The 26500-nt window shown below is 63.6% G+C and carries 23 protein-coding genes and 1 pseudogene; 8 read left to right on the top strand and 16 right to left on the bottom strand.

The window, feature by feature from the left end; genetic code table 11:
- Nucleotides 1-39 precede the first annotated feature (39 nt).
- From ACZ9H4_RS25435 to ACZ9H4_RS25405, 7 genes are all read right to left on the bottom strand, one after another.
- Complete coding sequence (locus ACZ9H4_RS25435) at nt 40-1548, bottom strand: NAD-dependent succinate-semialdehyde dehydrogenase (protein WP_408141187.1); 1509 nt, start codon at nt 1546-1548, stop codon at nt 40-42.
- A gap of 143 nt (nt 1549-1691) precedes the next feature.
- Complete coding sequence (locus ACZ9H4_RS25430; protein WP_408141186.1) at nt 1692-2183, bottom strand: Lrp/AsnC family transcriptional regulator; 492 nt, start codon at nt 2181-2183, stop codon at nt 1692-1694.
- A gap of 7 nt (nt 2184-2190) precedes the next feature.
- Nucleotides 2191-3234, bottom strand: coding sequence for a N(2)-acetyl-L-2,4-diaminobutanoate deacetylase DoeB (doeB, locus tag ACZ9H4_RS25425; RefSeq protein ID WP_408141185.1), 1044 nt, complete (start codon nt 3232-3234; stop codon nt 2191-2193).
- Nucleotides 3235-3343: 109 nt separating this feature from the next.
- Complete coding sequence (locus tag ACZ9H4_RS25420) at nt 3344-4345, bottom strand: cyclodeaminase (RefSeq protein ID WP_408141184.1); 1002 nt, start codon at nt 4343-4345, stop codon at nt 3344-3346.
- Nucleotides 4342-5361, bottom strand: coding sequence for a hydroxyectoine utilization dehydratase EutB (eutB, locus tag ACZ9H4_RS25415; RefSeq protein WP_408141183.1), 1020 nt, complete (start codon nt 5359-5361; stop codon nt 4342-4344). Before eutB ends, ACZ9H4_RS25420 begins: the two co-directional genes overlap by 4 nt.
- 164 nt (nt 5362-5525) lie before the next feature.
- Nucleotides 5526-6923 (bottom strand): MocR-like ectoine utilization transcription factor EhuR, encoded by a 1398-nt coding sequence (gene ehuR, locus ACZ9H4_RS25410; protein WP_408141182.1) that lies wholly within the window; start codon nt 6921-6923, stop codon nt 5526-5528.
- Between the two features lie 179 nt (nt 6924-7102).
- Nucleotides 7103-7378 (bottom strand): hypothetical protein, encoded by a 276-nt coding sequence (locus ACZ9H4_RS25405; RefSeq protein WP_408141181.1) that lies wholly within the window; start codon nt 7376-7378, stop codon nt 7103-7105.
- Here ACZ9H4_RS25405 and ACZ9H4_RS25400 point away from each other — a divergent pair.
- Nucleotides 7305-7631 carry a c-type cytochrome gene (locus ACZ9H4_RS25400; RefSeq protein WP_408141272.1) on the top strand — a complete coding sequence of 109 codons (327 nt, stop codon included), beginning with the start codon at nt 7305-7307 and terminating at the stop codon, nt 7629-7631. The two genes, ACZ9H4_RS25405 and ACZ9H4_RS25400, sit on opposite strands and share 74 nt — an antisense overlap.
- Nucleotides 7632-7730: 99 nt before the next feature.
- Entirely contained in the window at nt 7731-8558 is an 828-nt protein-coding gene (locus tag ACZ9H4_RS25395; RefSeq protein WP_408141180.1) for an IclR family transcriptional regulator, read from the top strand.
- Nucleotides 8559-8590: 32 nt separating this feature from the next.
- Here the strand turns inward: ACZ9H4_RS25395 and dapA are convergent, their stop codons facing one another.
- From dapA to ACZ9H4_RS25365, 6 genes are all read right to left on the bottom strand, one after another.
- Nucleotides 8591-9499, bottom strand: a complete 909-nt coding sequence (gene dapA, locus ACZ9H4_RS25390; protein WP_408141179.1) for a 4-hydroxy-tetrahydrodipicolinate synthase — start codon at nt 9497-9499, stop codon at nt 8591-8593.
- Between the two features lie 25 nt (nt 9500-9524).
- Nucleotides 9525-11237, bottom strand: coding sequence for an ABC transporter permease subunit (locus ACZ9H4_RS25385; protein ID WP_408141271.1), 1713 nt, complete (start codon nt 11235-11237; stop codon nt 9525-9527).
- Nucleotides 11238-11334: 97 nt separating this feature from the next.
- On the bottom strand, nt 11335-12435 hold the full coding sequence (locus ACZ9H4_RS25380) for an ABC transporter ATP-binding protein (RefSeq protein ID WP_408141270.1): 1101 nt from the start codon (nt 12433-12435) through the stop codon (nt 11335-11337).
- A gap of 33 nt (nt 12436-12468) precedes the next feature.
- Nucleotides 12469-13575: an ABC transporter substrate-binding protein gene (locus ACZ9H4_RS25375; RefSeq protein ID WP_408141178.1), complete on the bottom strand. Its 1107-nt coding sequence runs from the start codon at nt 13573-13575 to the stop codon at nt 12469-12471.
- 49 nt (nt 13576-13624) lie between these two features.
- Nucleotides 13625-15076: an FAD-binding oxidoreductase gene (locus tag ACZ9H4_RS25370; RefSeq protein ID WP_408141269.1), complete on the bottom strand. Its 1452-nt coding sequence runs from the start codon at nt 15074-15076 to the stop codon at nt 13625-13627.
- A 194-nt stretch (nt 15077-15270) separates the two neighbouring features.
- On the bottom strand, nt 15271-15561 hold the full coding sequence (locus ACZ9H4_RS25365; protein WP_408141177.1) for a hypothetical protein: 291 nt from the start codon (nt 15559-15561) through the stop codon (nt 15271-15273).
- A 298-nt stretch (nt 15562-15859) separates the two neighbouring features.
- Here ACZ9H4_RS25365 and ACZ9H4_RS25360 point away from each other — a divergent pair, with 298 nt between their 5' ends.
- The 6 genes and pseudogenes from ACZ9H4_RS25360 to ACZ9H4_RS25335 all read left to right on the top strand — a co-directional run bounded on the left by ACZ9H4_RS25360 (nt 15860) and on the right by ACZ9H4_RS25335 (nt 22633).
- Nucleotides 15860-16798 (top strand): LysR substrate-binding domain-containing protein, encoded by a 939-nt coding sequence (locus ACZ9H4_RS25360; protein ID WP_408152352.1) that lies wholly within the window; start codon nt 15860-15862, stop codon nt 16796-16798.
- A 181-nt stretch (nt 16799-16979) separates the two neighbouring features.
- The gene (locus ACZ9H4_RS25355) at nt 16980-18071 is read left to right on the top strand and encodes an ABC transporter substrate-binding protein (protein ID WP_408152240.1); all 1092 of its coding nucleotides are present in this window, start codon (nt 16980-16982) and stop codon (nt 18069-18071) included.
- Nucleotides 18072-18108: 37 nt separating this feature from the next.
- A complete protein-coding gene (locus ACZ9H4_RS25350) occupies nt 18109-19347 on the top strand; it encodes an alpha-hydroxy acid oxidase (protein ID WP_476121520.1) in 1239 nt (412 codons plus the stop codon).
- The gene (locus tag ACZ9H4_RS25345) at nt 19344-20756 is read left to right on the top strand and encodes an FAD-binding oxidoreductase (RefSeq protein ID WP_408152238.1); all 1413 of its coding nucleotides are present in this window, start codon (nt 19344-19346) and stop codon (nt 20754-20756) included. Before ACZ9H4_RS25350 ends, ACZ9H4_RS25345 begins: the two co-directional genes overlap by 4 nt.
- A 213-nt stretch (nt 20757-20969) precedes the next feature.
- A pseudogene (locus ACZ9H4_RS25340) lies at nt 20970-21385 on the top strand (transposase); the annotation flags it as partial.
- Between the two features lie 315 nt (nt 21386-21700).
- On the top strand, nt 21701-22633 hold the full coding sequence (locus tag ACZ9H4_RS25335) for an MBL fold metallo-hydrolase (protein WP_408152237.1): 933 nt from the start codon (nt 21701-21703) through the stop codon (nt 22631-22633).
- Nucleotides 22634-22997: 364 nt separating this feature from the next.
- On the opposite strand, the gene ACZ9H4_RS25330 is transcribed toward ACZ9H4_RS25335, so the two are convergent.
- From ACZ9H4_RS25330 to phnX, 3 genes are read right to left on the bottom strand one after another with little or no spacing between them, the layout of a single operon-like run.
- Nucleotides 22998-24356 carry an MFS transporter gene (locus tag ACZ9H4_RS25330; RefSeq protein WP_408141268.1) on the bottom strand — a complete coding sequence of 453 codons (1359 nt, stop codon included), beginning with the start codon at nt 24354-24356 and terminating at the stop codon, nt 22998-23000.
- A 47-nt stretch (nt 24357-24403) separates the two neighbouring features.
- Nucleotides 24404-25528: an iron-containing alcohol dehydrogenase PsrA gene (psrA, locus tag ACZ9H4_RS25325; protein WP_408152236.1), complete on the bottom strand. Its 1125-nt coding sequence runs from the start codon at nt 25526-25528 to the stop codon at nt 24404-24406.
- Nucleotides 25525-26376, bottom strand: coding sequence for a phosphonoacetaldehyde hydrolase (phnX, locus tag ACZ9H4_RS25320; RefSeq protein WP_408152235.1), 852 nt, complete (start codon nt 26374-26376; stop codon nt 25525-25527). Before phnX ends, psrA begins: the two co-directional genes overlap by 4 nt.
- Nucleotides 26377-26500 lie beyond the last annotated feature (124 nt).

The raw sequence follows: 26500 nt of genomic DNA, 5'->3' as shown, positions 1-26500 counted from the left end.
GAAGCTCCTTCGTGTGATCGATGAATGAGTTGGATGGGCTCAGGCCGTGGCGGCGGCCATGCGGTAAGCCGGAACGCTGTCGGCAACCGGCAAACCAAGTTGGCCGAGGCAGAAATAGCGGGTTTCGACAAACGGCTCGAAGCCTTCGGCCCCGCCTTCACGGCCGAGGCCCGACGCCTTGATGCCGCCGAACGGAATCGGCGCACCGGTGAATTTCGCACCGTTGACCGACACCATCGCGAAGTCGAGACGGCGGATCAGTTGAAACACCGTGTTGAGATCTTTTGCGCAGACATAAGCGGCCAGGCCGTATTCGGTATCGTTCGCGCGTTCGACGACCTCATCGAGCGAATCGAACGGCGAGACCGCGGAGATCGGCGCGAAGTTTTCTTCGTCGTAGATGCGCATTCCGGGTGCAGCGTCCGCGACCACGGTCGGCTCGAAGAACCAGCCGCCGCGTTCGTGCGCCTTGCCGCCCGCGGTGATGCGTGCGCCCTTTGCCTGCGCCTCGGCGACGCGCTGCGCCGTGCTGTCGAACGCGGCTTGATGCATCAACGGGCCGACGTCCACTTCGCTCTCGAAGGCGGCGCCGACTTTCAGCGCTCTCACGGCTTCGCTGTATCGCGTGACGAACGCTTCGTACAGCGGCCGCGCAACGAAGATGCGATTGGCCGCGCAGCAGTCCTGACCGGAGGTCTGAAATTTCGCCGCAACGGCCACGCGCACGGCCTGATCGAGATCGGCGTCGCCGGTCACGATGAAGGGCGCATTGCCGCCGAGTTCCAACGCGGTCTTCTTGATGCCGGCGCGGGCCGCGCACTGCATGACCAATGCGCCAACGCGAGTCGAACCTGTGAAGCTCACCGAGCGCACCCGGCTATCGCCCACCAGGGTTTCCATCGCCATTTGCGGCTCGCCGAGCACGACGTTGAATACGCCGGCGGGAAAGCCCGCTTCTTCGGCCAGTTGCGCGAGCGCCAGCGCCGAGAATGGCGTTTCATGCGCGGGCTTCACGACCACGGTGCAACCGGCCGCGAGCGCGGCCGCCGCTTTGCGCGTGATCATCGCGCACGGGAAATTCCACGGCGTGATCAGCGCCGCGACACCGACAGGCTCCATCAGCGTGCCGAGATGCGCGCCGTCGATATGCGTCGGGATCGTGCGGCCATTCAGGCGGCGCGCTTCGTGCGCGAACCATTCGACGAAACTGGCGCCATAGGCGATTTCGCCGCGCGCCTCGGCAAGCGGCTTGCCCTGTTCGAGCGACAGAATCGCGGCCAGATCATGTTGATGGCGCAAGATCAGTTCGTGCCAGCGCAGCAACAATGCCGAACGCTGGCCAACCGGCAGCCAGCGCCACGTGGAGAACGCGGCATGCGCCGCGTCCACTGCTTCGGTGATCTGCGCGGCGTCGAGCATCGGCACGTGGCCGAGCACCTGCTGATCGGCGGGATTCTGCACGGCGACGCTGGCGGCGCTCGCGCTATGAACCCAGCGTCCATCGACGTAGCACAGTGATTTGAATAGAACCGGATGACCCAGCAACATGACCGCCTCCTGTCTGCGATGTATGTCTGTCACTGTACGTGCTGCGGTGCTGCGTTTTTTTCGGTTGATGCGTGGTAAAGCGTGGACTTTTTCTGGAATTCGCAGCGACGTGTGGTGATTTTCTGGCGCGCCTCGCGAGCGCTTCAAAGGGTGTCGCCGATATGCTCTTCCGCCCAATCCGGTAAATCTTCCACGCCGCTTTTCACCACCTTCGTGACGACGTAGGTAAAGTACTTCTCGATGCCCAGTTCGTCGGTCAGCAGCGAATCGATAAAGCGCTGATAGTGGTCGATATCGCGCGACATCACGTGCATCACATAGTCGACGCCACCGCCTGTCGCGTGACATTGCACGACCTGCGGGGCCGCGGCAATGCGCTCCTCGAAGCGCCGCATGTCGTGCGCGGTATGGCGCGCGAGCGTGACTTCCACGACCACGCGGCTGCCCTTGAACGCGCCCACCCAGTCGATGTCGGCGCGATAACCGCGAATCACGCCGGCCTCTTCCAGACGCTTGACCCGCTCCCACGCCGGCGATATCGACAGATTGATCTCCTCGGCCAGACGCGACTTCGTGATGCGTCCGTCGCGCGCGAGGATGCGCAAGATCGCGAGATCGTAGCGGTCGAGTTTCATCGAACGCTCACACTGTCACCGGTATGCCGCGTTCGACGACGTCGGCCACCACCGCCACCGTATCGCCGATTCGCACGAGGCCCGGGAAATGCCGCGCCGCGAGCATGCCCGCACGGCGCGCGCGGTATTCGACGGGCGCGACGCCGGTGCGCGACGCGTCGTAAATCCGCGCGATGACTTCACCGCTCTCGACCGTTTCGCCGAGATCCTTGCACAGCTCCAGCAGACCGTCGTGCTCGCTCGTCGTGAAGCAGGTGCCGTTGGGCATGTCGAGCAGCGTCGTCGTGCGTGCACGCGCGGTCACATGCACCGCATCCTGCTCACCTTCGCGTTGGCTGAGGATTCCTGCGTGCTGCAGGAAACCCCGCACGCCGCGCTCCGCCACCGCCACGCTTTGCACCGTCGCCGTGCCGCCGCCGCCGAGTTCCGTCGACACGAACACCTTGCCCGCGTCTTCGGCCGCCGTGTCGTACAGGCCGACGCTATCGAGTTCGAGCATCCGCATCGAATACGGCGCGCCAAAGGCGCGCATCGCCGCTTCGCAGCGGGCCTGCTGGGTCGCATCGGGCAACAGGTGAATCGCGGCGAACGGCACGAAGTCGAGCGTGCGGCCGCCGGCGTGCAGATCGAGCACGTAATCGGCGAGCGGCAGCAGATAGCGCTGAAAATAGTCGGCGATCTTCTCGGTGATCGTGCCGTCCGGCCTGCCCGGGAAACTGCGATTCAGATTGCCGCGATCGATCGGCGACGTGCGGCTGCCCGCGCGGAACGCCGGAAAATTCATGAACGGTACGATGATCACGCGCCCTGTCACGTCTTTTGCCTTCAACGAAGCAGCCAGTTTCGACAACGCGATCGGACCTTCGTATTCGTCGCCGTGATTGCCGCCGGTGAGCAGCGCGGTCGGTCCTGCGCCGTTGCGGACCACGGTGATCGGAATCATTTCCGCGCCCCACGCGGATCCGTCGTGCGAATGGGGCAGCCTCAGAAAGCCGTGCTGTTCGCCGTCCACGTTGAAATCGATGGTTGGTTGAATAGGTGATGCCCGCATCTGCACTGCTCCTTCACGAGCCGCTCACGCGGCGTTTCTCATGACGCTTCGGCTACGGAGCCGCGCTCCCGTGCCGTTCCAGTTGAATCGTTCCGGGCGTCGCCACCGCTCAACGTTTCCCGTCGTTGCGGAAAGTCGCCCCGGCGTCCGCCGCGCGCGCCCGCTTCAATGCGAGTGCGGCTATCGCGGTGTCCTGCGCGCCGGTGCCGGTCAGATCGCAGAGGGTGATTTCGGCTTCACTGGCGCGGCCGATGGCCTGTTGCGCAATCACCTGGCCCAGTTCCGTTATCGCGGTGTCGGCGGGTAGCACGCCGGCATCCAGCGCGTGATGCAGTTCGCCCAGCACGCGCGTTTGCTGCGCGCGGTCGCACACATAGCGCGCAGCCGCCAATGCCGCCGGTGCAATTTCATTCTTGTGCTCCGCATCCGAACCCATCGCCGTGATGTGCAAACCGGGATGCAGGTCGGCGGCTTCGATCAGCGGCGAGCGGCTTGGCGTGGTGGTGATCGCGACGTCCGCCTCGGCGAGCGCATGGCGGACATCGCGCGCGACATCGCATCGCACGCCGAGCGACGCGCTCATCTCTTCCGCAAAAACGTGCGCGCTGGCGGCATTGCGTGCCCATACGCGCACCTGCTCCACGCGCCGCACCAGCGTGAGCGCCTGCAATTGCAAACGCGCCTGCTCGCCTGCGCCCAGCACCGCGACTTGCGGCGTGTGCGGATTCGCCAGCCAACGCGCCGCGACCGCGCCCGCGGCGGCTGTGCGCACCGCCGTCAGGTAGCCGTTGTCGAGCAGCACCGCCTCGGTCAGGCCGGTCTTCGCCGACAACACCAGCATCAGCCCGTTCAGGCTCGGCAACCCGAGCGACGGATTGTCGAAAAAGCCGGGGCTCACCTTGATCGCCAGGCTATCGAAGCGTGGCAGCCACGCCGTCTTGACGTCGATTTCGCCGTTGTGGTCGGGCAAGTCGAGACGCAGGATCGGCGGCATCGCGACGGCTTCGGTTGCGAGCGCGAGAAAGGCCGCTTCCACCTGATCGATGGCGGCAAGATCGAGCGGCACGAGTTCACGAAGTTCGGTTTCGCCGAGGAGCGTGATGGAAGTCATAGCGTCGGTTGCGGGTCGGGTTGTGTCGAAGTGGCATCGACGATCCGTCGATGCAGGTCCATATCGATGTTGGCGCCGGTCACGATGAGCACGAGCGGCCCGCGCGCGATCCGCCCGGCGCACAGCACGCCATCGAGCAACGCGGCAATGCCCACCGCCGCCGCGCCTTCCACGACGAGCCGCTCATGCCGATAGGCATGCGCGATGCCGCGCGCAATCGACGCTTCGTCGAGCAGCACGGTCTGGTCGATCAGATCGCGCGTGAGCGCGTACGTATAGCGGTTTTCGAGCCCGATGCCGCCGCCGAGCGAATCGGCGAGCGTTTCGACTTCCTCGACCAGCACCGGCTGGCCAGCCGCGAGGCTCGCGTGCATCGCGGCGCCGCGCGCCATCGTCACGCCGGCCACGCCGATCGCGGGGTTCGCACTTTTAGCGGCGAACGCCACGCCCGCGAACAATCCGCCCCCCGATAGCGGCACGACGATGCTGGCTACCTCCGGCAACGCCTCGACGATTTCCAGGCCGATCGTCGCCTGCCCGGCGATCACATGGGGATCGTCGAAGGGCGGGACATAGGCGAAGCGCTCTTCGCGCACGAGTCTCAACGCATCGTGTTCGGCCTCATCCTGGCTTTTGCCGACAATCCGCACATGCGCGCCGAGTGCGCGCACGGCATCGACTTTATTCGCCGGCACGAGTGCCGACATGCAGACGGTCGCGTCGATGTCGAGCGTACGAGCCGCATGGGCAACCGCGCGCCCGTGATTGCCCGTCGAGGCGGTGACGACTTTGCGGCAGCCCTGTTCCGCGAGTTGGGCGAGCGCGTTAGTCGCGCCGCGCACCTTGAAGCTGCCGGTCGGCTGCACGGTCTCCAGTTTGAGAAAGACCGGCACGCCCGCGATCGCCGACAGGCTCGGCGATTCAACCAGCGGCGTATGACGGACATGCCCCTGGATACGGCGACGCGCGCGGTAGATGTCGGCCAACGATAGATCGGCCTGCGAAGGAACGGACATGGGCCTGGCTCTGCACGAAAGGGTTCGCTTCCGATGCCGCCGTGCCTGTCCTGTCACGTTAGGCGCGGCTGCATCGTTCTCAGTCCGGCCCAGTCTAATGTTCTAAAAAACGATTTTCATTGTCCTAGTTCATTTCATGCACAGCGTGCGAACACGGGCCCACGTCATCCGAAATCGTGCACCTGGGGATACTGTTCGAACACGCCGAGCATCGTCTCCAGCGCGCTGTTGTAGGCCTCTTCGCCGACTTCGGCGCCCACGCAAACGCGCACGGCATTGGGCCGGTCCGCACCGCGCACCAGAAATGGATCAGGCGACGTCACCGCGATATCGCGGTTGCGCAACTCCCTCACCAGACGATCCGTGCGCCAGTGATCGGGCACGCGCAACCAGGCCGAAAGCGCTTGCGGATGCGCGCCGAGCACATACTTGCCGAGCGTTTTCTGCAGTTGCGCCTGACGCCGCCCCAACCGTTCGCGCTGTATCTCCACGAGCCGCGCGGCGGTGCCATCGGTAATCCAGCGCGTTGCAACCTCGGCCATTGGCGGGGTCGCCATCCAGCTGCTCACGCGCAGCACGCTTTCGGCGCGCAGCGCGAGCCGCCGCGGTGTGGCGAGATAGCCGATCCGCAAACCGGCCATGACCGACTTCGTCAGGCTCGTGCAGTAGAACGACAATTCCGGAATCAGACTGGAAATCGGCGTGGCGGTTTTCGCGGGCAACGGACCATAGACATCGTCTTCGATCACGTACACCCCATAGCGCTCTGCGATCTTTGCAATCGCCCGGCGCCGCGAGTCCGGCATCAGCGCGACCGTGGGATTGTTCAGCGTAGGCGTGCAGACGAGAGCCGTGATGCGCTCGCTATCGCACATCTCCTCGAAGTGTTCGGGATGGATGCCGTACTCGTCGATTTCGAGCCCCTTCAGCGTAAAGCCCAGCACGTTGGCCGAGCCGATTACGCCGTGATCCGTGAGGCTTTCGCACAGCACCGTGTCGCCCGGTCCTACCAGCGAGGCCAGCGCCAGAAAGATGCCGTGTGCCGCGCCATTCGTGATGAGCAGCGTATCCGCCGAAGCCGGCATGCCCAACGACGCGAGCCAAGCCATACCGGCCTGCCGGTGATGCTCGAAGCCCGCAATCGGCCGGAACGCGCGAATCCAGGGCTGGTCGTCGATAGTCGAAAGCGTCGCGCACACGTTGCGCCACATCGCATCGTGCTCCGCCGTATGAATGATGCGCGCAATCGAAAAGTCGACCACCGAGCGCTCGGCGGTATCGAGCATATAGCTCGACATCGTTTCGGTGACGCGCGCTGCCACGAAGCTGCCGCGCCCCACTTCGCAGCGGATCAGCCCTTGCCGCTCCAGCTCTTTATATGCATTCGTGACGGTTTGCACGCTGATCGCCAGATCCGCAGCGACGTCGCGCTGCGGCGGCAGGCGCGCGCCGGCCGGCAACGACCCGCTTTCAATGTCGCCCGCGATCGCCTTGACCAGCCGCTTGTATTTCGATTCCACGCCGTGTACCGCGCGCAGAGTTTCGCGCCACTGCTCGATCACCGCCGCCTCCGCTATGTATGGGTTCCGCGTTTCGCATTTGTCTGCGTCGCCCCAATATTGCGGCCAAACGGTGTGCGGAAACAATTGTCCTAGAACATTAGAGGAAAAATTGGCTCTGTATCGTGTTGTTGTCGGGAAGATCGGGTGGACGGACCCGGCGCGAAAGTTATCGTAGTGCATCACCTGCTGCGCGGCATCGGCCGGGTTTCCGATCCCAGCGCGTCGGCGCATAGCGCAATGTGTGCCAACGCCCCTTCACCCCGCTGCAGATCGAGTCCGCAATCATTGACTTCAGGCGCCCATTTCCGCCGCAACAGCACTACCGTACTCGTCGCGCCCAGCATGAGGAACACGAAAATCGCCGGCACGGGCAGCGCGTAGCTGCCCCGAGATGCAGCAACCAGCCCGTCATCAGCCAGCGCGCACGACAGCCGTTCGTCAGTTTCCCGAAGCATTCCGCCGGTCGCTCATGGCGCAACGATCTACGCCGCCCATTGCGCAGCATGCCACGGGCCAAGCGGCGAAGGCGCGGTGGGTCCGACTTTGATCGGCATTTCGGACCGCTTCCAGACAGCCGATATCGAAGCCCGCATCCGGGAACCATCGGGCATCATGCCAAGCTTGTTTCCCGCTCCTCTGAACGCCGACGATGTGCGGGACGTCGCGCGCTATGTAGCGTCTCTGGATAGCCACGCTTCGCCCCATTAGCGAAAATCCTTTCATCCTCGCCAATGAATAAATTCCGCGAATTCTGAGCGCTGCAATTGGACTACAATCAAACGTATCGCAATACGATCGTTCGACTCAATGCCCAAGGCATCTTCCGCAGCGGCGCCAGCGTCGCGTGACGCGTCTTCCGAACGCTCTTCCCTGTTCATCGGGTCCGCCGAAAAGACATTCCGGGTGCTCCACGCGTTCGATGGCGCGAGCCGCCACATGACGCTCGCCGACATCGCCAAAGCGTCGGCGCTCGACCGAAGCGCCACGCAACGCATCGTCTATACGCTGGAAGCGCTCGGTTACCTGTCGCGTGTACCGGAGACGCGCAATTACCGGCTCACCACCAAGGTGCTCCAGTTCTCTTACAACTACATCCGTGCCAATGAACTCGTCGATAAGGCCTCGCCCTATCTGCTGGACATCAGCCGTCATCTTGGAGAGACGACGAATCTGCAGGAAATCGACGGGAATGAAATCGTGTTCGTCGCGCGCTTTCCCGGGCGCCATCTCTTCAACGTCGACATTGCATTAGGGGCGAGACTGCCCGCGCTCTTCACCGCATCCGGCACCGCCATTCTTTCGCGCCTGCCCGAGAAGGAACTGAAGGCCATCATCGCGCAAACGCGGCTCGAGCGGATGACGCCCTACACGGAGATCGATCCGAAGAAACTGCTTGAACGTATACGGCAGGCATCCCGCCGGGGCTATGCCATCGTCGAGAACGAAACGGTGCTGGGAGATATCTCCATTGCCGCACCCATCACGGATCACGGCGGCGCCGCGGTTGCGGCGATCAACATCTCCGTGCCCACGACTCGCTGGACAGTGGAACGCGTCGAGGCGGAATTGGCCAAGCATGTTCAGGTGGCCGCGACCTCGATCTCGAAGTCGCGTCTGCCCACCTCCCATCGCTAGACGCTCAACGCGTTGGGGCAAACCTCAATGCGTCACTCGCGTCCCTCGAAAACAGCAAGCTGCTTCTTGAGCTCGGCGCGCAGGTTATTCGCCAGCGTCGCGTCGGCACGTACGAGCGGTGCGAGCACGTCGGGCGCGTTCACGCCGATGAGATCCATCACCGACTTCATCGGACCAGGGTTCGTTTCGGCGAAGGCCAGGTTCATCAGCGGAATCAGCGTGCGATGCAAGGCAAGCGCTTCCTGGGTCTTTCCCGCGCTGGCGAGTTCGTAGATACGGCGCCACGCGCTCGGCAACAGCGAAGCAGTCACGACGATACCGCCACGCGCGCCTGCCGCGATATGCAGCGGGAACAAGGTGTCTTCGCCGCTCAGGACCGCGAAGCTTTCGTCGACGCCTGCCACCACGCGCAGGAAATGCCACATGTCGGTGTTGCACGCTTTCATGCCAATGATGCGTTCATGCTGCGACAGTTCATGAATCACTTCCGGCGTGATCGCAATGCGCGTGCGATACGGAATCTCGTACAGGAGGATCGGCACCGGCGATTCATCGGCATAGCGCATGAAATAGTCGCGAATGCCGGCCTGCGTCGGGTTGGTGTAGTACGGCGTCAGGACCAGCAAGCCATCGGCGCCGGCGGCGGCGAAGTCTTTCGCCGCCTTGATCGCATCGTGATACCCCGGGTCGAGCACGCCCGCGATGACGGGCACACGGCCTGCCGCTTCGCGCGCCGTGACTTCGACCATGCGCACACGCTGCTCGCGCGAGAGCGCGCCATACTCGCCCGTGCCGCCGAGCGGCAGAACGCCGTCGATGCCCTGCGCGAGCAGATAGCCCAGCAGCGCGCGGGTGGCCTCGACGTTAATCGTGTCGTCCGGATGCACCGGAGTGGGAATCGCCGGCAAGATGCCGTGCAAGGATTGAGACGTCAACGACATACGGATTTCTCTTTGTTTGAAGGGCTCAGGAGGCCGTTCCCCGGCGCCGCAGGCGGTCGGCGACCGAGATCAGGATCGAAATGAAGACGAACAGGCAGGTGGATACCGCCGCGATAACCGGCGAGATCTGCATCGTGGTTTCGTCCCAGAACTGCTTGGGCAGCGTAGTGCTGAGACCACCCGACGAAAAGAGCGCAATCGTCAGTTCGTCGAACGAAGTCGCGAACGCGAACAGGAACGAAGACAGCATCCCCGCGCTCAGAATCGGAAACGTGACGCGCCGCAGGGTCGTGAACGGTCCTGCGCCCATGCTTTGCGCGGCCAGGTCCAGGCGCGTGTCGTAGTTGCGCAGCACCGCCATCATGGTGATCACCACATACGGCACGGCCACCACGGTGTGCGCCAGCACCAGCCCGAGCGACGAGCCCACCAGCCCGATCTTCGCGAAGAAGTAGAAGATGCCCACCGCGAGAATCATGCGCGGGACCACGATCGGCGCGAGCACGAACGCGAGCATCGTCGCGTTCCAGCGCAATCCGCCGCGCACCAGAAGAAACGCCACCGGTGTGCCAATGGCCATCGACAACACGCCCGTGCCGACGCCAACGACGAGCGAACGCGTCGCGGCCTGCATCCACAGCGGCGAGTCGATCACCTGCTGGTACCACTGTAGCGACACGCCATGCGGCGGCCATGCGAGGCCCGAAGCGGAATCGAACGACAGCGGAATCATCAGGAATGCCGGCGCGCTCAGGAACACGATAATCAGCAGCACCACCGTGCGCAAGGTGCGGCTCGCACCGTCGCCCGCACGCTTGCGGCGCTTCGGCAGCAGACCGATGAGCGCGTCGGTGGCGTTGCCGAGCGCCGTGAGCAGCGCGTTGCCGAGCTTGCGGCTCAGGCCGCCGCCGCGTTTCGGTGCGCGCGCCGCGCTGCTGCCGCCCGTCATCGTCGAGAGGCCGACCATGCGGTCGTACACCACGAAGACCACCAGCACCACCGCCAGCAGCAACACCGAGATCGCACCCGCGAACCCCCAGTTCAGCGCCTGCAGCACCTGATCGATGATGAGCTGCGTGATCATCGTTTCGTGGCGCCCGCCGAGCAGCGTCGGCGTGATGAAGAAGCCGATCGCGGTCACGAACACCATCAGCGCCGAAGCGAACACGCCCGGCAGCGAGAGCGGGAAATAGACCTTCCAGAAGGCGGTGCCCGGTCGGGCGCCGAGTGTCGACGCGGCGCTCGGCAGACGGCGATCGATGTTCTCCATCACCGAGAGCATCGTCATGATCGCGATCGGCATGAGCGCGTGCGTCATGCCCACGATCACCGCCGGCAGGTTGTAGAGCAACCCGAGCGGCGAGTCGGCGAGACCGAGATGCCTGAGCGCCCAGTTGATCACGCCATTGCGGCCGAGCAAGACGACCCAGGCGAAGGTGCGCACCAGAAAGCTGGTCCAGAACGACAGCAGCACCCAGTACAGCAGCCGGTTTTTGCGCTCGCGCGTGAGCGTGGAGATCAGGTACGCGACCGGATAGCCGATCAGCACGGAGAAGAAGGTCGTGAGCAGCGACACCTTGAGCGTCACCCACAACACGTCCACATAGACCGACGAAGCGAACAGCCGCTTGTATTCGGCCAGCGTGAAGCCGCTCTGATTGTGAATGCTCAGCAGCAGCAGCTGCCCCACCGGATAGATCAGGAACACGGCGAGCAGCACGACGACCGGCGCGGCCATGGCGGCGACGCGCAGCTTCTCGCGCGAGCGCCGGCTGCGCGCGGGTCGCGCCGGCCTGGCTTCGGTCTGCACGGCAATGGCGGAGTGGTTCATGTGCTTACCCCGCAATCGCGACGGCGTCGGCGGCCGACCACGACAGCGTGAGCGTCTGACCGATCTCGTACTGCGCGCCGAGGCGTTGGGTCGGGAACGAGGCGATCAGCGCCGACGCATCCGCGTCATGCTGCCGACGCTGCATGTAGAGCCGGGTCATGCCGCCGGTGACCATGATGTCGGTCAGCTCCGCCGACATCGATTCGACGCCGGCGCCCGAACCGTCATGGGCATTCACGCGCAGATTCTGCGGGCGCAGCATGAGTTTGATGTCCTTGCCCGACTGCACCTGCGGGTCGTAGACCATGGCCGCGCCCTTGTCCATGCCCTGTATCGCGACGCGTACCTGGTCGCCCTGGCGCTCCGTGACGCGCGCATCGAGCAGGTTGGATTCGCCGAGGAAGTCCGCGACGAATACGCTCTTCGGGCGGAAATACAGCTCCGCGGGCGTGCCGAGCTGGGCAATCGAGCCGGCGTTCATCAGGCAGATGCGGTCCGACATCGTCATCGCCTCTTCCTGGTCGTGCGTGACGTAGATGATCGTCGTGCCCAGTTCACGGTGAATTCGTTTGATCTCGAGTTGCATGTGGTCGCGCAGCTTCTTGTCGAGCGCGCCCAGTGGCTCGTCCATCAGAATGATCGACGGCCGATAGACCATGCAGCGCGCGAGCGCGATGCGCTGCTGCTGCCCGCCCGAGAGCTCGCGCGCATAGCGGCCCGCCACATGCGGCAAATGCACCATCTCCAACGCTTCGGCCACGCGCTTCTTCACGCTCGCCGCATCGACCTTGCGCATCTGCAGCGGGAACGCGATATTGTCGGCCACGGTCATGTGCGGAAACAGCGCGTAGTTCTGGAACACCATGCCGATGTCGCGGTCATACGGCGCACCGTCGGTGACGTCGACGCCATTGATGCGGATCGAACCGCTGTCGGCCTGGGCCAGACCCGCGATCAGACTGAGCAGCGTGGTCTTGCCCGAGCCGCTCGGCCCGAGCAGCGTGAGGAACTCGCCTTGCTCGACGTCGAGGTCGGTCGGGGCCAGCGCGACGAAATCGCCGTAGCGCTTGCCGAGGCCGGAGATCTGGAGATTGATACTAGCCATACGGGTCACTTCCTTGATGAACAATGCCGACCGTTAGGTGAGAATCCAGCGGTTGAAACGCTCAAGCGCCGCGCTTTGATTCTCCTGCCAGTACTTCGCGTTGATCTGCACGCCGGTCTTCATGTTGTCGGGGAACGTCGGGCAATTTCTGGCCTGTTCCGGTTTCACGTAGCTGAAGGCTTCCGGCTGCGTGAGGCCGGCCGGGAAATATTCGACCAGCGCGGCCTGACGCCTGGGATCGCTGGCGAACTTGATGAACTCGCGGCAGGCGGCGGCGTTCGGCGTGCCCTTGAGAATCGACCAGTTGTCGCAACCCCAGATGTTCTGATTCCAGACAATGCCCACCGGCGCGCCCGATGCCATCGCGGACTGCGCGCGCGATGCCCAGGTCGCGACCATCGCGACTTCGCCCGAGTTCAGCATCTGCTCGACCTGCGCGCCGGTGTTCCACCATACGTCCACCTGCTTCGAGATTTTGTCGAGGCTCGCGAACGCGCGGTCGAAGTTGATCGGATACACCTGACTGGTCGTGGCGCCGTCGGCCATCATCGATTCTTCGAGTGTATCGAACGGATACTTGCGCAACGCCCGGCGGCCGGGGAAGTCCTTCACGTTCCACAGGTCCGCCCACGAACTGGGCGCTTTGCGGCCCTTGAACGCATCGGTGCGATAGGCGAGCACCGTCGAATAGACGTTGGTGCCCACGCCGTATGGCGACATGTACTGCTTCGGAATCCTTGCGATGGTCGGATCGGATTCGAGATTGTGCTTTTCCAGATACTCCTTGCCGCCCGAGGTGAGCAGCAGGATGGCGGGCTGGCTGATCTTCGCCATATCCCACGAATAGGTTCCCGACTCCACCATGCTCTTGATCTGCGCGGTCGGCTCGGCATTGGCCTGCACGCCCACCACTTCGATGCCGGTCTGCTCGAAGAACGGCTTGTAGTACACGGCGCCATAGGCCTTCGTGTAGATGCCGCCGTCGTCACGCACGACGATGCGTTTGCTGGCCGCGCGCGACGGCGTCCAGATGAACGGAAAGGCCGTCGCCGCGACGCCCGCGCCAACGGCTTTGATCGCGGAGCGGCGAGCGGGGTTGAGAATCGTCTTCTCGCTGTCGTTCTTGTACTTCGGCTTCATGGTGATCTCCTGCGTTAAGCGGATAGCCGCGGTAGGCTGGCGCAGCGGCTCAATGGAGCGGATCGGGGATGAGACGCCCCGGGTTCATGAGGTTACGCGGATCGAGCGCCGCTTTCACGGCGCGCATGATCGACAGTTCGGCGCCGGACTTGTAGTGCGCCATCTCCGGCAAGCCGGTCTGGCCGATGCCGTGCTCCGCGCTGAACGTGCCGCCGAGCGCATGCGCCGCGTCGTTCACGCTGCGGCGCATCGCGGCGCCCGTCGCAGCCGCATCGGCAAGCGCACGCCAGGCATCGAACGAGTACATCGGGATGAAATGAATGTTGCCGTCGCCCATATGGCCGACGATGACGACGTCGATTTGCGGGTCGAGCGCGCGCGCTGCCTGCGTGGCCTGTTCGATGAACGCGGACACCGCGGAGACCGGCACCGCGCAATCCGTCGTCAGGCCGACGCCCGCCTTCTTGTTGGCTTCGGTCACGCTGTGACGGATGTCCCACAACGCCGCGCGCTGCCGGTCGCTGCTCGCGACGATCGCGTCCTCCACGAGCCCTGCTTCCACCGCCTGTTCCAGCGTCGCCTGCAGGGCCGCTTCCATGTCGGCCGCGCCTTGCGTGTCCGCGAGTTCCACGAGGACGTGCCAGTCGTGCGCGCCTTCGAGCGGCTGACGGCGATCGGCCACATGCTCGACCACCAGTTGCAGTTGCCGCGCGTTCATCAATTCGAATGCCGTCAGGCGAGCGCCGCAATTCGCCTGGAACAGGCCGAGGACTCGCTGCGCGGCTTGCGGATCGGTCGGGGCGAACCAGGCCAGCGCGTGATGAGTCGGCAGCGGATGCAGCTTGAGCGTCGCAGCGGTGACGATGCCGAGCGTGCCTTCCGCGCCAATGAACAATTGTTTCAGATCGATGCCCGTGTTGTCCTTGCGCAGCGCGCGCAGGCCGTTCCAGATCGTGCCGTCGGCCATCACCACTTCGAGGCCCAGCACGTTCTCGCGTGTGTTGCCGTAGCGCAGCACGCTGGTGCCTCCGGCATTCGTCGAGAGCGTGCCGCCGATCTGACATGACCCTTCGGCGCCCAGGCTGACGGGATAGAGCCGCGCCACTTGCGCCGCCGCGTTCTGCACGGTTTCGAGCACACAGCCCGCTTCCACTTCCATCGAGCCGTTGGCTGCATCGATGCGGCGGATACGGCGCATGCGCGCAAGACTGATGATGACGGGCGGCGTCCCATCGGCAGCGGGAACCGCGCCGCCGCACAGGCTGGTATTGCCGCCTTGCGCGAGCATCGGCACGCCTTCGGCGGCACACGCGCGCACCACCGCCGCTACCTGTTCCGTCGACGACGGATGCACGACACACAGCGCCGCGCCGCGATAACGGCCGCGAAAGTCTTCGACGAAGCCTTCCATCTCCGCAGCGGCGGCAATGACCGCGTCATCGCCTAGCAGAGTTCGAAAACGACCAATCAATTCGGTTTCAGCAGTCAAGGCGAACCCCATGAGTCGGGGCATGCATCCCCGTTCGAACAAAGCATACGAGCGTCAAAATTGTAATAAAATCACAACGATCGCAATGCAATCAGTTTGTTTTCCTGTTGGCAACTTATTTTTCATAATCAGCAACTTAGGCAATCTATGATTTTGTCGGCACGGCCATCTGGTGGGCTGACTCACGCGGCCGCGCAAAGCCTGTTTCAAGGCGATAGGCACGCCGCACGGCCGTCGCGGCCCGGCTTTTGAACGCGTGCCTTCGCACTTCTTATCGCTTGATCGAACGATGATTCGGTCGCGACATGCCGGTTGTCGACACTGACGAACCACCGGTCCTGCGCCTGACACCAGCGCAAACGCCGGTCCTGCACAAGGAGCGTGAACCAGCGCCACAGGTCGGCATCCTGAGCATTCGCGTCGGCTGCTCCGACAGCCCTGTCAGTCTTCTCGTTGAGTGACGACACGGAGGCCACCGTCAGGAGGCGCTTCTTCATTACGTGATCCTACTTATCTGCCATTTGGTGATTGCGGATGCACGGAGGGGCCGCGTAATCTGATCGTTCAAGCGCCTCTCTCCGCGTAGGGTATCCAGTCAGTCGACGGGCCGTCCGCCACGCACGCAACTGTCTGTCAATGCGAGCGCGACGTCAAACCAGGAATATTCACGAGGTGTTGATATTTCGTCACACTGCCGGCGGTGCACGCGCGTCAGCGTGGACGACACTATTTTGAATCGTTGTATTGCACGTGAAGCGCGATTAAATTGCCACGTACTGAATGTTCAGAATCACCATGCGCAAATTCAAGATCCCCAACATGGGTGCGCTGCTGGCTTTTGAAGCGGCCGCGCGGCATGAGAGCTTCACTCACGCGGCGAAAGAGTTGTTCCTCACGGAGAGCGCGATCTCGCGTCAGATCGCGACGCTCGAATCGAATCTCGGTGTGCGGCTGTTCGTGCGCGCGAGGCAACGCGTGATGCTGACGCGCGCCGGCCGAATCTACGGCACGCAGGTGCGGCGCTCGCTCGAACAGCTCGACCGCGATACGTTGTCCATCATTGCGCACGGCAGCGGCGGCGGCTATCTGGAACTCGCGGTGCTGCCCACCTTCGCGTCGCAGTGGCTGATTCCGCGCATCAAGCATTTCTACGACTGCACGCCCGACGTGCGCGTCAACATGGGCGTGCGCACGGAGACGTTTTCGTTTGCCGATTCGCACTTCGAAGCGGCTATCCACTACGGCAAGCCGACCTGGCCCGGCACGGCGGCGGACTATCTGTTTGGCGAGGAAGTGGTGCCCGTCTGCAAGGCTTCGCTGCTCGATCAGCCGATCAGGAAAGCGCACGAACTGCTCGCCTATCCGCTCCTACATTCCACCACGCGCCCCGACGGCTGGACCCAATGGTTCGCGGACCTCGGTGTCGAAGACGCCAGCACGATGCATGGCGTGCGCTACGAACTGCACACCATGGCAATCAACGCGGCCGCAGCGGGGCTGGGCATCGCGCTGGTGCCGAAGTTCTTCGTGAACGGACAGCTCGGGCAACTCGGACTCATCGTGCCGTTCGAAGCCACCACCAAGGTCGATTCCGCGTACTACCTCGTCTATCCCACCGAGTTGAGCCACAGCAAGCCGCTCGAACAGTTCCGCTTGTGGCTGCTGCAACAGGCCAGCCAGTATGATGCGCAGGCGATCGGCGATACGTCGAGTCCTTTGTGCGGAGCATCATGAGTTTTCCGAATCACCTGGTGTTTTTATTTCGTTTGGCCCAACGCGCGCACGGCCCGAACATTGGACGCAGCCTTCGAGGCACGTCCCACGGACGTGCCTCGACAGTTCACTCACCCGTCCTTCTCGCAGCGCACTGCCTTGCGGCACGCGCCGGTTCCACTTCTCGCAGAAAGAGTCTTCGATGGCAAACGAACGAAACAAGCCGTCCGCCGCTTCGCGCCGCGACTTCATCCGTCTTGGCGTAGCCGGCGCCGCCGGGCTCGCGATGCCGGCCATCTGGACATCGGCGAAAGCCGCTGCCCGGCGCCTCGTGGTCCGCGATTCCGGCGGCGTCTACACCGACATCTACACCCGCACGCTCTACAAGCCATTCCAGCAGGCCACCGGCATCGAGGTGGTGGGCGTGGCGTCGGGCGCGGAGCCGACGGCGCAGATCAGGAGCATCGTCGATACCGGGGCGAAGACGTGGGACATGGCCGAACTGAGCTTCCCGGCGGTGTACCTGTTGTCGCGCAACGGCAAGACGTACCTGGAACCGGTCAAGCTGGAAGGCAACGCCACGGTCTCGAAGATTCCCGCGCAGTTCGTCGACACCTATGCGGTCGGCCACAACGTCTACACCACGGTGATGACCTACCGCACCGATGCGATCAAGGGCGGCAAGGCGCCATCGTCGTGGGCCGATCTATGGGACGTGAAGAACTTCCCCGGCCGGCGCGCGCTGCGCAAGTTTCCGTTCGACACCATCGAACAGTCACTGATGGCAGCCGGCACGCCGACAAGCAGCGTGTATCCATGCGATCTCGACAAGGCGTTCGCGAGCCTCGATCGTGTGAAGCCGAACATCGACATCTGGTGGACGACGGGCGCCCAGTGCGAGCAGATCCTGCGCTCGGGCGAAGTGGCCATGGCCGCGAGCTGGCTCGCGCGTGTGCTGCCCGCCATCGACGCCGGCGCGCCGCTCGCCATTTCCTGGGGCGGCCACATTTATGGCCCGCAAGGGTTCGGCATTCTGAAGGGCGGCGACAGCGTCGATGCATGCCGCCAGTTCGTCGCGTTCTGTGCCGACCCGAAACGCCAGGCGGAGGTCGCGAGCGCGCTCGCCGTCGGCCCGACGCATCCTGACGCGTTCCAGTTCATCGACGCGAAGCGTGCGAAGAACCTGCCGACCTACGCTGAGAACTTGCGCCGCGGTGTGCGCATCGACCCGGCTTACTGGCCCGCGCATCAGGACGTCGCGATCGAACGCTTCAACGAATGGGTGTTGCGTTGAGCGCCGTTCAACAGGTCCGTCTTCAACCGATCCCGCGATGAGTCTGCTCTATTCGTCCACGCGAGGCTTCGCCAACGTCGCCGACTATCGGCAAGCTGCACGCCGGCGGCTGGCGAAGATCGCCTTCGACTATCTCGACGGCGGTGCCGAGGACGGCCACACGCTGGCGCGCAACCGCTCCGCCTTCGCCGACGTGCATTTCACGCCGCGCGCGATGGTGGACGTCTCGCGCGTCTCGCCCGCCGCGCCGCTTTTCGGCTATGCGGCAGCGGCGCCGATGACCGTCGGGACGACCGGACTCAACGGGCTCTTCTGGCCGAAAGCCGACGAGCTGCTCGCGCGCGCCGCCATGGCCCGCGGCGTGCCGTTCGCGCTGTCGAGCGCCTCCACTTCGCTGCTCGAAGACGTGCGCGAAGCCGCGCCGCACGGCGAACTATGGATGCAGCTCTACGTACAGAAGGACCGCCGCATCGCCGAGAGCATCATGCGGCGCGCGTCCGAGGCGGGCTACACGGCACTGCTCGTCACGGTCGATACGCCCGTGCACGGCAAGCGCGATCACGACATCCACAACAACTACCGCCTGCCCCTGCCGATCACGCCTCAACTGATCCTGGACCTGCTGCGTCATCCGCACTGGGCCTTGCAGATGGCGCGCCAGGGCACGCCGCAACTCGTCAACCTCGCGAAGAGTCTTGGCGAAGCGCCGGACCTGCAACGTCAGGCGGCGGCGCTCGCGCGCCAGATGGATCTCTCGCTCGCCTGGTCCGACATGGGGTGGCTGCGCAAGCACTGGAAAGGACCGCTCATCGTCAAAGGCATCATGTCCGTCGAGGACGCATGTCTTGCGCGCCAACACGGCGCCGACGGCATCGTGCTCTCCAACCATGGCGGCCGCCAGCTCGAAGGCGCGCACGCGCCGATCGAAGTGCTGCCGGCGGCGGCCGACGCGCTCGGCGATTCGCTGCCCATCCTGCTCGATTCCGGCGTGCGACGCGGTGCCGATATCGTCAAGGCCGTCGCGCTCGGGGCGCGCGGTGTGCTGCTCGGCCGCGCACCGCTTTATGGGCTCGCCGCGCGCGGCGAGGCCGGCGTCAATCATGTCCTTGCGCTGTTGTACGAGGAGATGGTCACCACGATGACCCTGCTCGGTTGCACGGGCATCGACACCCTGCACGAGCGCATTGCCGGTACGCAGCCCGGCACGTCGCGGGGCGCTTCGGCGCCTGCCGTCAAACCGAACGTCACCGTTGTTCCCAGAGCCGTCCAATCATGAATCTGATCGAATCGCTGCGCGACATCGTGGGGCCGGCCGGCCTCATCGACCCCGCCGACGCAGATGCGCTGCTTAACGACTGGCGCGGCCGCTACCATGGCAAGGCCCGCGCGATCGTCAAACCGTCGAGCACGGAACAGATCGCGCAGGTCATGGCGCTGTGCGCCCAACACGACATCTGCGTGGTGCCGCAAGGCGGCAATACCGGTCTCGTGGGCGGTGCGACGCCGTCCGAAGCGGGCGACGCCGTGATCATCAGCCTCGCGCGCATGGCGAAGGTCCGCGAGATCGACATCGGCAACGACACCGTCACCGTCGAAGCCGGCTGCACGCTGCAGCAGATTCAGGAGCTGGCGGCGTCCGTCGATCGTCTGTTTCCGCTCTCGCTCGCGAGCGAGGGCTCGTGCCAGATCGGCGGCAACATCTCTACCAATGCGGGCGGCACCGCTGTGCTGCGCTACGGCAACATGCGCGCGCTCGTGCTCGGGCTCGAAGCCGTGCTGCCCGACGGGCGCATCTGGAACGGCCTGCGCGGGCTGCGCAAGGACAACACCGGCTATGACATGAAGCAGATGTTCATCGGCGCGGAAGGCACGCTCGGCGTCGTCACCGCGGCGGTGCTGAAGCTCTTTCCTGCGCTGCGCGTGCACGCGAGCGCCTGGGTCGCGCTCGAATCCGCCGATGCCGCCATCGACCTGCTGGCGCGCTGCCGCGCCGCCTGCGGCGATGCGCTGACCTCGTTCGAGCTGATGTCGCGCAGCCAGCTCGAGGTCGTCTATCAGGAAGTGCCCGACACGCGCGATCCGCTCGACGGCAGTTCGCCCTGGGTCGTGCTGATCGAACTCGCCGACCCGTCGCACGATGCGCCGCTGCAAACGATGCTCGAGAACGTGATCGGCGCCGCGCTCGAAGACGGCATCGCGCTCGATGCCGCACTGCCCGCGAGCGAAGCGCAGTCCGCCGCGCTGTGGCATATCCGGCATATCGTGTCCGAAGCCAACGTGCGCTTCGGTGTCAGCGTGACGCACGACATCTCCGTGCCCATTTCGCAGATCCCGCAGTGCCTTGCGCAGACCGAGGCGAAGCTGCTCGACGCCGCCCTCGTGGAAGGTGCGCGCTTTCTGTACGTCGGCCACGTGGGCGACGGCAACATTCATTCGATCGTGCTGTTTCCGCATGCGGTATGGGCACAGATTGCCGATCGAGATGCGCGAGTGGATGCCATCGGCAAGATCGTCAATGGCATGGCGGTGCAGTACGGCGGCAGCATCAGTGCGGAGCATGGCATTGGCCGGGCGCATCGCGAAGAGTTGTCACATTACAAGAGCGATGTCGAGCTCGACATGATGCGTGCAGTCAAGCGCGCGCTTGATCCGAAAGGCCGGATGAATCCCGGCAAGCTGCTCTGACTTGCGGCGTATCGCTTTTCTCACGCAACGTTGCGACTACGACGAAAAGCGGCGCGTCGGTTCATTTCACTTCTGATTGAGCCGCTTTTTTCCGCTGCGGTTTGACGGTTCGATGGTCCCAGAGGTGTAAGCAAATAGTGGTGCTTCTCTCACAACTAAGCGGCCTCGTCGCACCTATCCGCAGCGCTGCCCTTCCAGGCAGGTGTCTTCTGTGCCCGTGGAGGTTCCTGGCTCCGCATCGTCACCGACGCCTACGGCACTCCACTCGCGGCAATCCCGACAGGCGCGAACGTCAACGACGTCAGCAATTGGCGCCGCTGATCGACGCGACTCCGCCGGCTAGGGGATTGCGCGGCCATCCACTGCAACACCCGTGCGTGATCTACGCCGATCGCGGCTACGACTCCGAGCGGCATCGCGAGCATCGCACCGAACATGGCAGCGCCCGTGCCAAATATCGGTGGGTTGTTGAACGCACGCATGCCTGGCTGCATCACTTCCCGCGCTTCCGTATTCGTTTCGAGCGCCGTGCTGACATTCACGAGGCCATCCCCAAACTCGGTTGCTGCCTGATCTGCTGGCATACCCTCCGGCACACCGACAGCCCTTATGAAACCGTCTCCAAGTAGCCTAGGCGCTGACGGCGTCGGATAGATCCGTTAATGGAGTGGACGCCTCATGGATGAAGAGTTTCCTACGGAACCGCTAATCACTAAGCCTGTTACTCGCGTCGCATCTCATTGCCTGTCCGTCGTCGATTGTTGTCGTTCGGACAACATGCTGAACACATTCGCAGCGCTACTGGCATTCGCCTCCGCTGACTAGAATCTTTCATACGGTCGGTCGAAACGCGAGCAAAACGAAACGCGCGAAATTCGTGGTCGTGCTCGTGAACCGTGCCGCGCAGTGCGGCTTACCCCACTTAATCAACAGGAGTATTGAAGATGAGCGAAACAACCCGCAATGTGAAGCCGGTTACGGTCAGCCTTGGCAAAGAAGGCTCAGGCGAACTCGTGCCATCCCGCTACGCCGTGCGCGTGGGTGACGTCGACGTCGTGCTTATCAGCGATGGCGTATTGCCGCTGCCGACCTCCACCATGTCCACTAACGTCAGTGAAGCGGACCGCAACGAATGGTTCGACGGTCGTTTCCTGCAACGTGACATGTTCGACTGGGCGCTGAATATCGCGCTCGTGCGCAGTGGCGAACGCCTGATCCTGATCGACTCGGGCGTGGGCGATGGTTTCGAATATTTCACTCGCGCCGGTCAGTCGGTGATGCGCCTGGAATCGGCGGGCATCGACCTGGCTGCGATCACCGACATCGTGATTACGCATATGCACATGGATCACGTCGGTGGGCTGACCGTTGATGGCGTCAAAGCCAGGCTGAGCCCGGACGTGCGGATTCACGTGGCGGCCGCGGAAGTGGAGTTCTGGAAAAATCCGGATTTCAGCAGGACGGTGATGCCGGAAACGGTTCCTCCCGCGCTTCGCAAAGCGGCTGCAAAGTTCGTAAAACTCTACGATGAAAACATCCTGCAGTTCGATCAGACCGTGGAAGTCGCAGCGGGCGTGTCGGCACGCGTGACGGGTGGGCACACGCCGGGGCACTGCGTCGTGGACATCGCATCGAACGGCGAGAAGCTGACGTTCGTAGGCGACGCGATTTTCGAAGTCAACTTCGACAATCCCGAATGGCAAAATGGCTTCGAGCACGATCCTGACGTCGCTGCGGACGTGCGTATCGCGCTGCTCAACGAAGCCGCCGAAACCGGCGCTCTGCTGGCCGCAGCGCATGTCGCGTTCCCGTCCATCGGTCACGTTGCAAAGAACGGTGAAAGCTTCCGTTTTGTGCCTGTGCTTTGGGACTACTGATTGATTATCGACTATCAATCATCGTCGTCCGGATTGCACTGACAATTGTCGGAAAAAACGCCACGAGTTCACAAGACTCGCGGCGTTTTTTTGCAAACGATCACTCGCCCGCGAAACTGAGTTCGCTCGAACGCATGTGCACGTTCATTCAGCCCCTGTCGCGGCCGCTGTCTTATACGCAGGTGTCGGACCTCGCCGGCACAAGCGATGATCCAGGTGCGAATGTGGCGGCAACGGCCATTTCAGGGTGGTGTCTTGGCTGGTTCATACCGCCAGTACCGCTAAGGTTGTTCAAGGACGAAGGCATCGTGGCTGGGGCGGTTGAGCGAAGCGGCTGGCTCACCGACCGCCTCATCCGGATTTCCTACTGCAATGCACCGGCAATAACCTGCCCGCTCCCCGTTTCCAGCGAGACATTGCGTGTCTCGTTCCCACGAATCCACCAGTACGCAGCCGCAATCGGCCCCGGCAACGCTAGCACCAGCAGCGCAATCAGTGCCGACGACGGCGTGCCCGAACTCGCATACGCATTCGTCAGCATCAGCGGTGCCACGACCGCGCCGACGCGTCCCACGGCCACGGAAACACCTAACCCCGTCGCCCGCACACGAGTCGGTAGAATTTCGGACGAGACGACGTAGCCGGAAATATAGGCCCATGTCACGCCGAACTGGATCATGCAATAGCCGATCACCATGCCGGGCAGCGAACTTGTGCCGTAGATAACGAGAATCGACAACGTCGTGAACGTGTAGCTGACGAACAGCGATGCGCGCCGCCCCCAACGCTCGACCAGTACCGAGGCGGTCACGCCGCCCATCAGCGCCGCTGCGTTGCCGTACATGTAGTAGAGCGGCATATCGCCGGCCGGCACTTTCATGAACGGCAGAATCACCAGAGCCATCAGCGAAAGCACCCCATATACAACGGCCGCCTGCGAGAAATTGAATGCGCTGGCCACCAGGCAGCGTCCTCGATATTCGCCAAAGAGCGCCCGCACGTTGCGCCAGAACGCGGCCTGTTCAGGCATGAATCCGACCGAGGGATAACGTCGCCCCGCTTGCGCTGCCTGCTCCGGCGAAGCACTGCTCACAATCTGATCGACGACTGCTTCCGCTTCTTTCACGCGGCCTTGTTGCAGCAACCAGCGCGGCGACTCCGGAATCACTCTGCGAATCCAGAAGAACAGCAATGCCATCGTCGTTCCGAGACCGAAGCCGACCCGCCACGATATGTCGGCTGGCAGGTTGTTCAGCACCAGATACGACACAGCGGCCGACAGCAGCGCACCGAGCGGAAAGCCCGACAGAATCAGCGAATCGGTTTTGCCGCGATGCCGCTTTGGAACGAATTCGCCCATCGTCGCGGTGACGGCCGAATATTCGCCGCCTACGGCCAACGCGGTCATCGCGCGAAAGAACAGGAACGAGTCGAAGTTCCATGAGAACACGGTCATCACGCTGAACGCGGCGTACCAGAGCAACGTGGCGAGAAAGAGCCGCTTGCGGCCAAACCGGTCGGCCAGATAACCGAAGCCGATCGCCCCCACCAGCATCCCGAACACCCACACGCTGACGGCGATGGAGCCCTGCCCGGCGCTCAAATGCCACTGCATCTTCAAAACGCCGAATACGCTGCCGATGATATTGGTCTCGAACGAATCGAGCGCCCAGCCAACGCCCAATGCGACGATCAGCAAGGTATGAAAGCGAGTCCACGGCATGTTGTCGAGACGCGCGAGCGCGTCGGTTTGCGTCGTGTTTCTAGAGTTCACGATGGTTCCTTGAGCAACATCGGTTCGAAATCGAAAGAGGGAAAGCGGGCACGCGAGCCAATGAAATTCCGACCGCGTGCGCCGTCGAATGCTTCGTCGACAATGCCGGTCCATTCGGCTGACGCCAGACCGTAAGCGGCCGGGTGCGTATCGACGTCCAGCAGTCGCAGGAATTCGGTGAGACGTTGCGGCGCATGTTCCAGCGAGCCGAAAATTGCTCCGAGCGCGGCGTCGCACGCCGGATCGGCGCCGATAGCAGCCTGCATCACGGCGGGCAGACAGAACGAACATGCAAGACCGTGCGGCACGCCGTGGCCGAGGGTGATTGCATACGAAATGTTGTGTGCGAGCGCGGTCCGCGTATTCGAGAACGCGAGACCCGCCCGCAACGCACCGAGCGCCATCTGGCTACGGGCGTCGAGATTCGTGGGCGCGGCGGCGACTTGCGGCAGCGCGGCGATGATTTCGCGCGCGGCTTCGACAGCGAGGCCGCGCGTGACCGGATTGGCATGCACGTTCCACAGACTTTCGAGTGCATGCGACAACGCGTCGAGTCCGCTCGCCACGGTCTGCACGCGCGGCAGGCCGACCACGAGGCGCGGATCGACCAGCACCGCCTCCGGGTACAGGTCGTCACGTGACAACGACAGCTTGCGGTCGTTCTCCGGGTCCCACACGGTGGCCCACGACGTGACTTCGCTACCCGTGCCGGACGTGGTAGGAACGGCGATGATCGGCAACGCGCGGCGGCCGGTTTCGCGCCCTTGCGTCAGATACGCGAGCATTGGCTCGAACTCGCCGTGTTCGGCGGCCAGCACTTTCGCCGAATCCATCACCGAGCCACCGCCCAACGCGACCAGCACCTCGGGCAATTGAGGCAATGCGGCGAGTTGCGCGCACGCGGCGCGCAGCATTGAAATGGAGGGATTCGCTTCGACGTTGTCGATACACGCGAGCGCGGGACCTGCAATCGCTTCGATCCGCTGCGTCACCGCGCGGAATGGCGCGTCGTGGTAGGTGACGACCGCGTAACTGCGGCCGTTCAGCAGCGTACCGATTTCGTTTAACGTATCGACGCCGAGACGCAGCCGCACGGGGTTATGAAAGCTCCACGTTTTCACGTTTTTTCTCCTGCGGCGAGACGCATTTCGATCGCATCGATCACTGGCAGCAGATCGGCAATACTGTCGATCACGTAGTGCGCGCCAGTTCGCGCGAGACGCTGACGCGCGGGTTCGATCCGCGTGCGTCGGCCGTCATCATCGAGCGACTGCCAGTCGGCCAGCGAGAGGCCCACTTCGTTGCCGCTCGCCGCAATGCCGACGGTCCACATGCCGGCCGCGAGACCGGATTCGAGACCGGTTGGGCTATCGTCGACGACCACGCACGCGCGCACGTCGGGCGCACCGAGCGCCAACGCGTTGTCGAGGCACATGTCGGGAAACGGGCGTCCGCGCGACACTTCGCTGACGGTGCAGCAATGGTCCGGGCGATAGCCTTTGTCGCTCGCAATCGGCAGCAGGTTGTTCATCACCTCGCGCGGATAGCCGGTTGTGCTGCCGATGCGGATGCCGCGTGCGCGCAGCGCTGCCAGCGAATCGAGCGCGCCCGGAATCAGGTCGCTATAGCGCGCTACGTTGCGCTCGTCGACGCGCAGGAATTCGGCGTACAGCGCGTCGACGTCGCCATCATTCGATTGCGCGCCGTGACGCGCTTTCCAGCGCAACTGCACGTCGGGCATCCGCAGAATCGCGACGATGTGTTCGCGTTTGGCCGCACCCATCGGCGCGCGCGCCTCGGCTTCGGAGATCGGCACGCCGGCCGACGCGAAGCACTGACGAAATGCATCGACTGGCGCCATGCAGCCGAAGTCGAGCACGGTGCCGGCCCAGTCGAAAATTGCGGTCGTGACGGGGCCGCGATACGTGCGCCCGTATGAGTAGGCGGTTTGAAAGGGGGATAGCTGCATCGTGTTCATGACCCGAAAAGTGGCGAGGTGTCGATGAACACAGCTTAGTTTTGTCACATGACGCACCTATGATCGAATCACCCGATTAATTACTGGGTTTCAACCGATTTTTTCGATGGATCGC

The sequence above is a fragment of the Paraburkholderia sp. TE9906 genome (genome assembly GCF_056279605.1).
The sequence above is the reverse complement of the archived record's forward strand: the minus strand, read 5'-3'. Positions and strand labels throughout refer to the sequence as shown.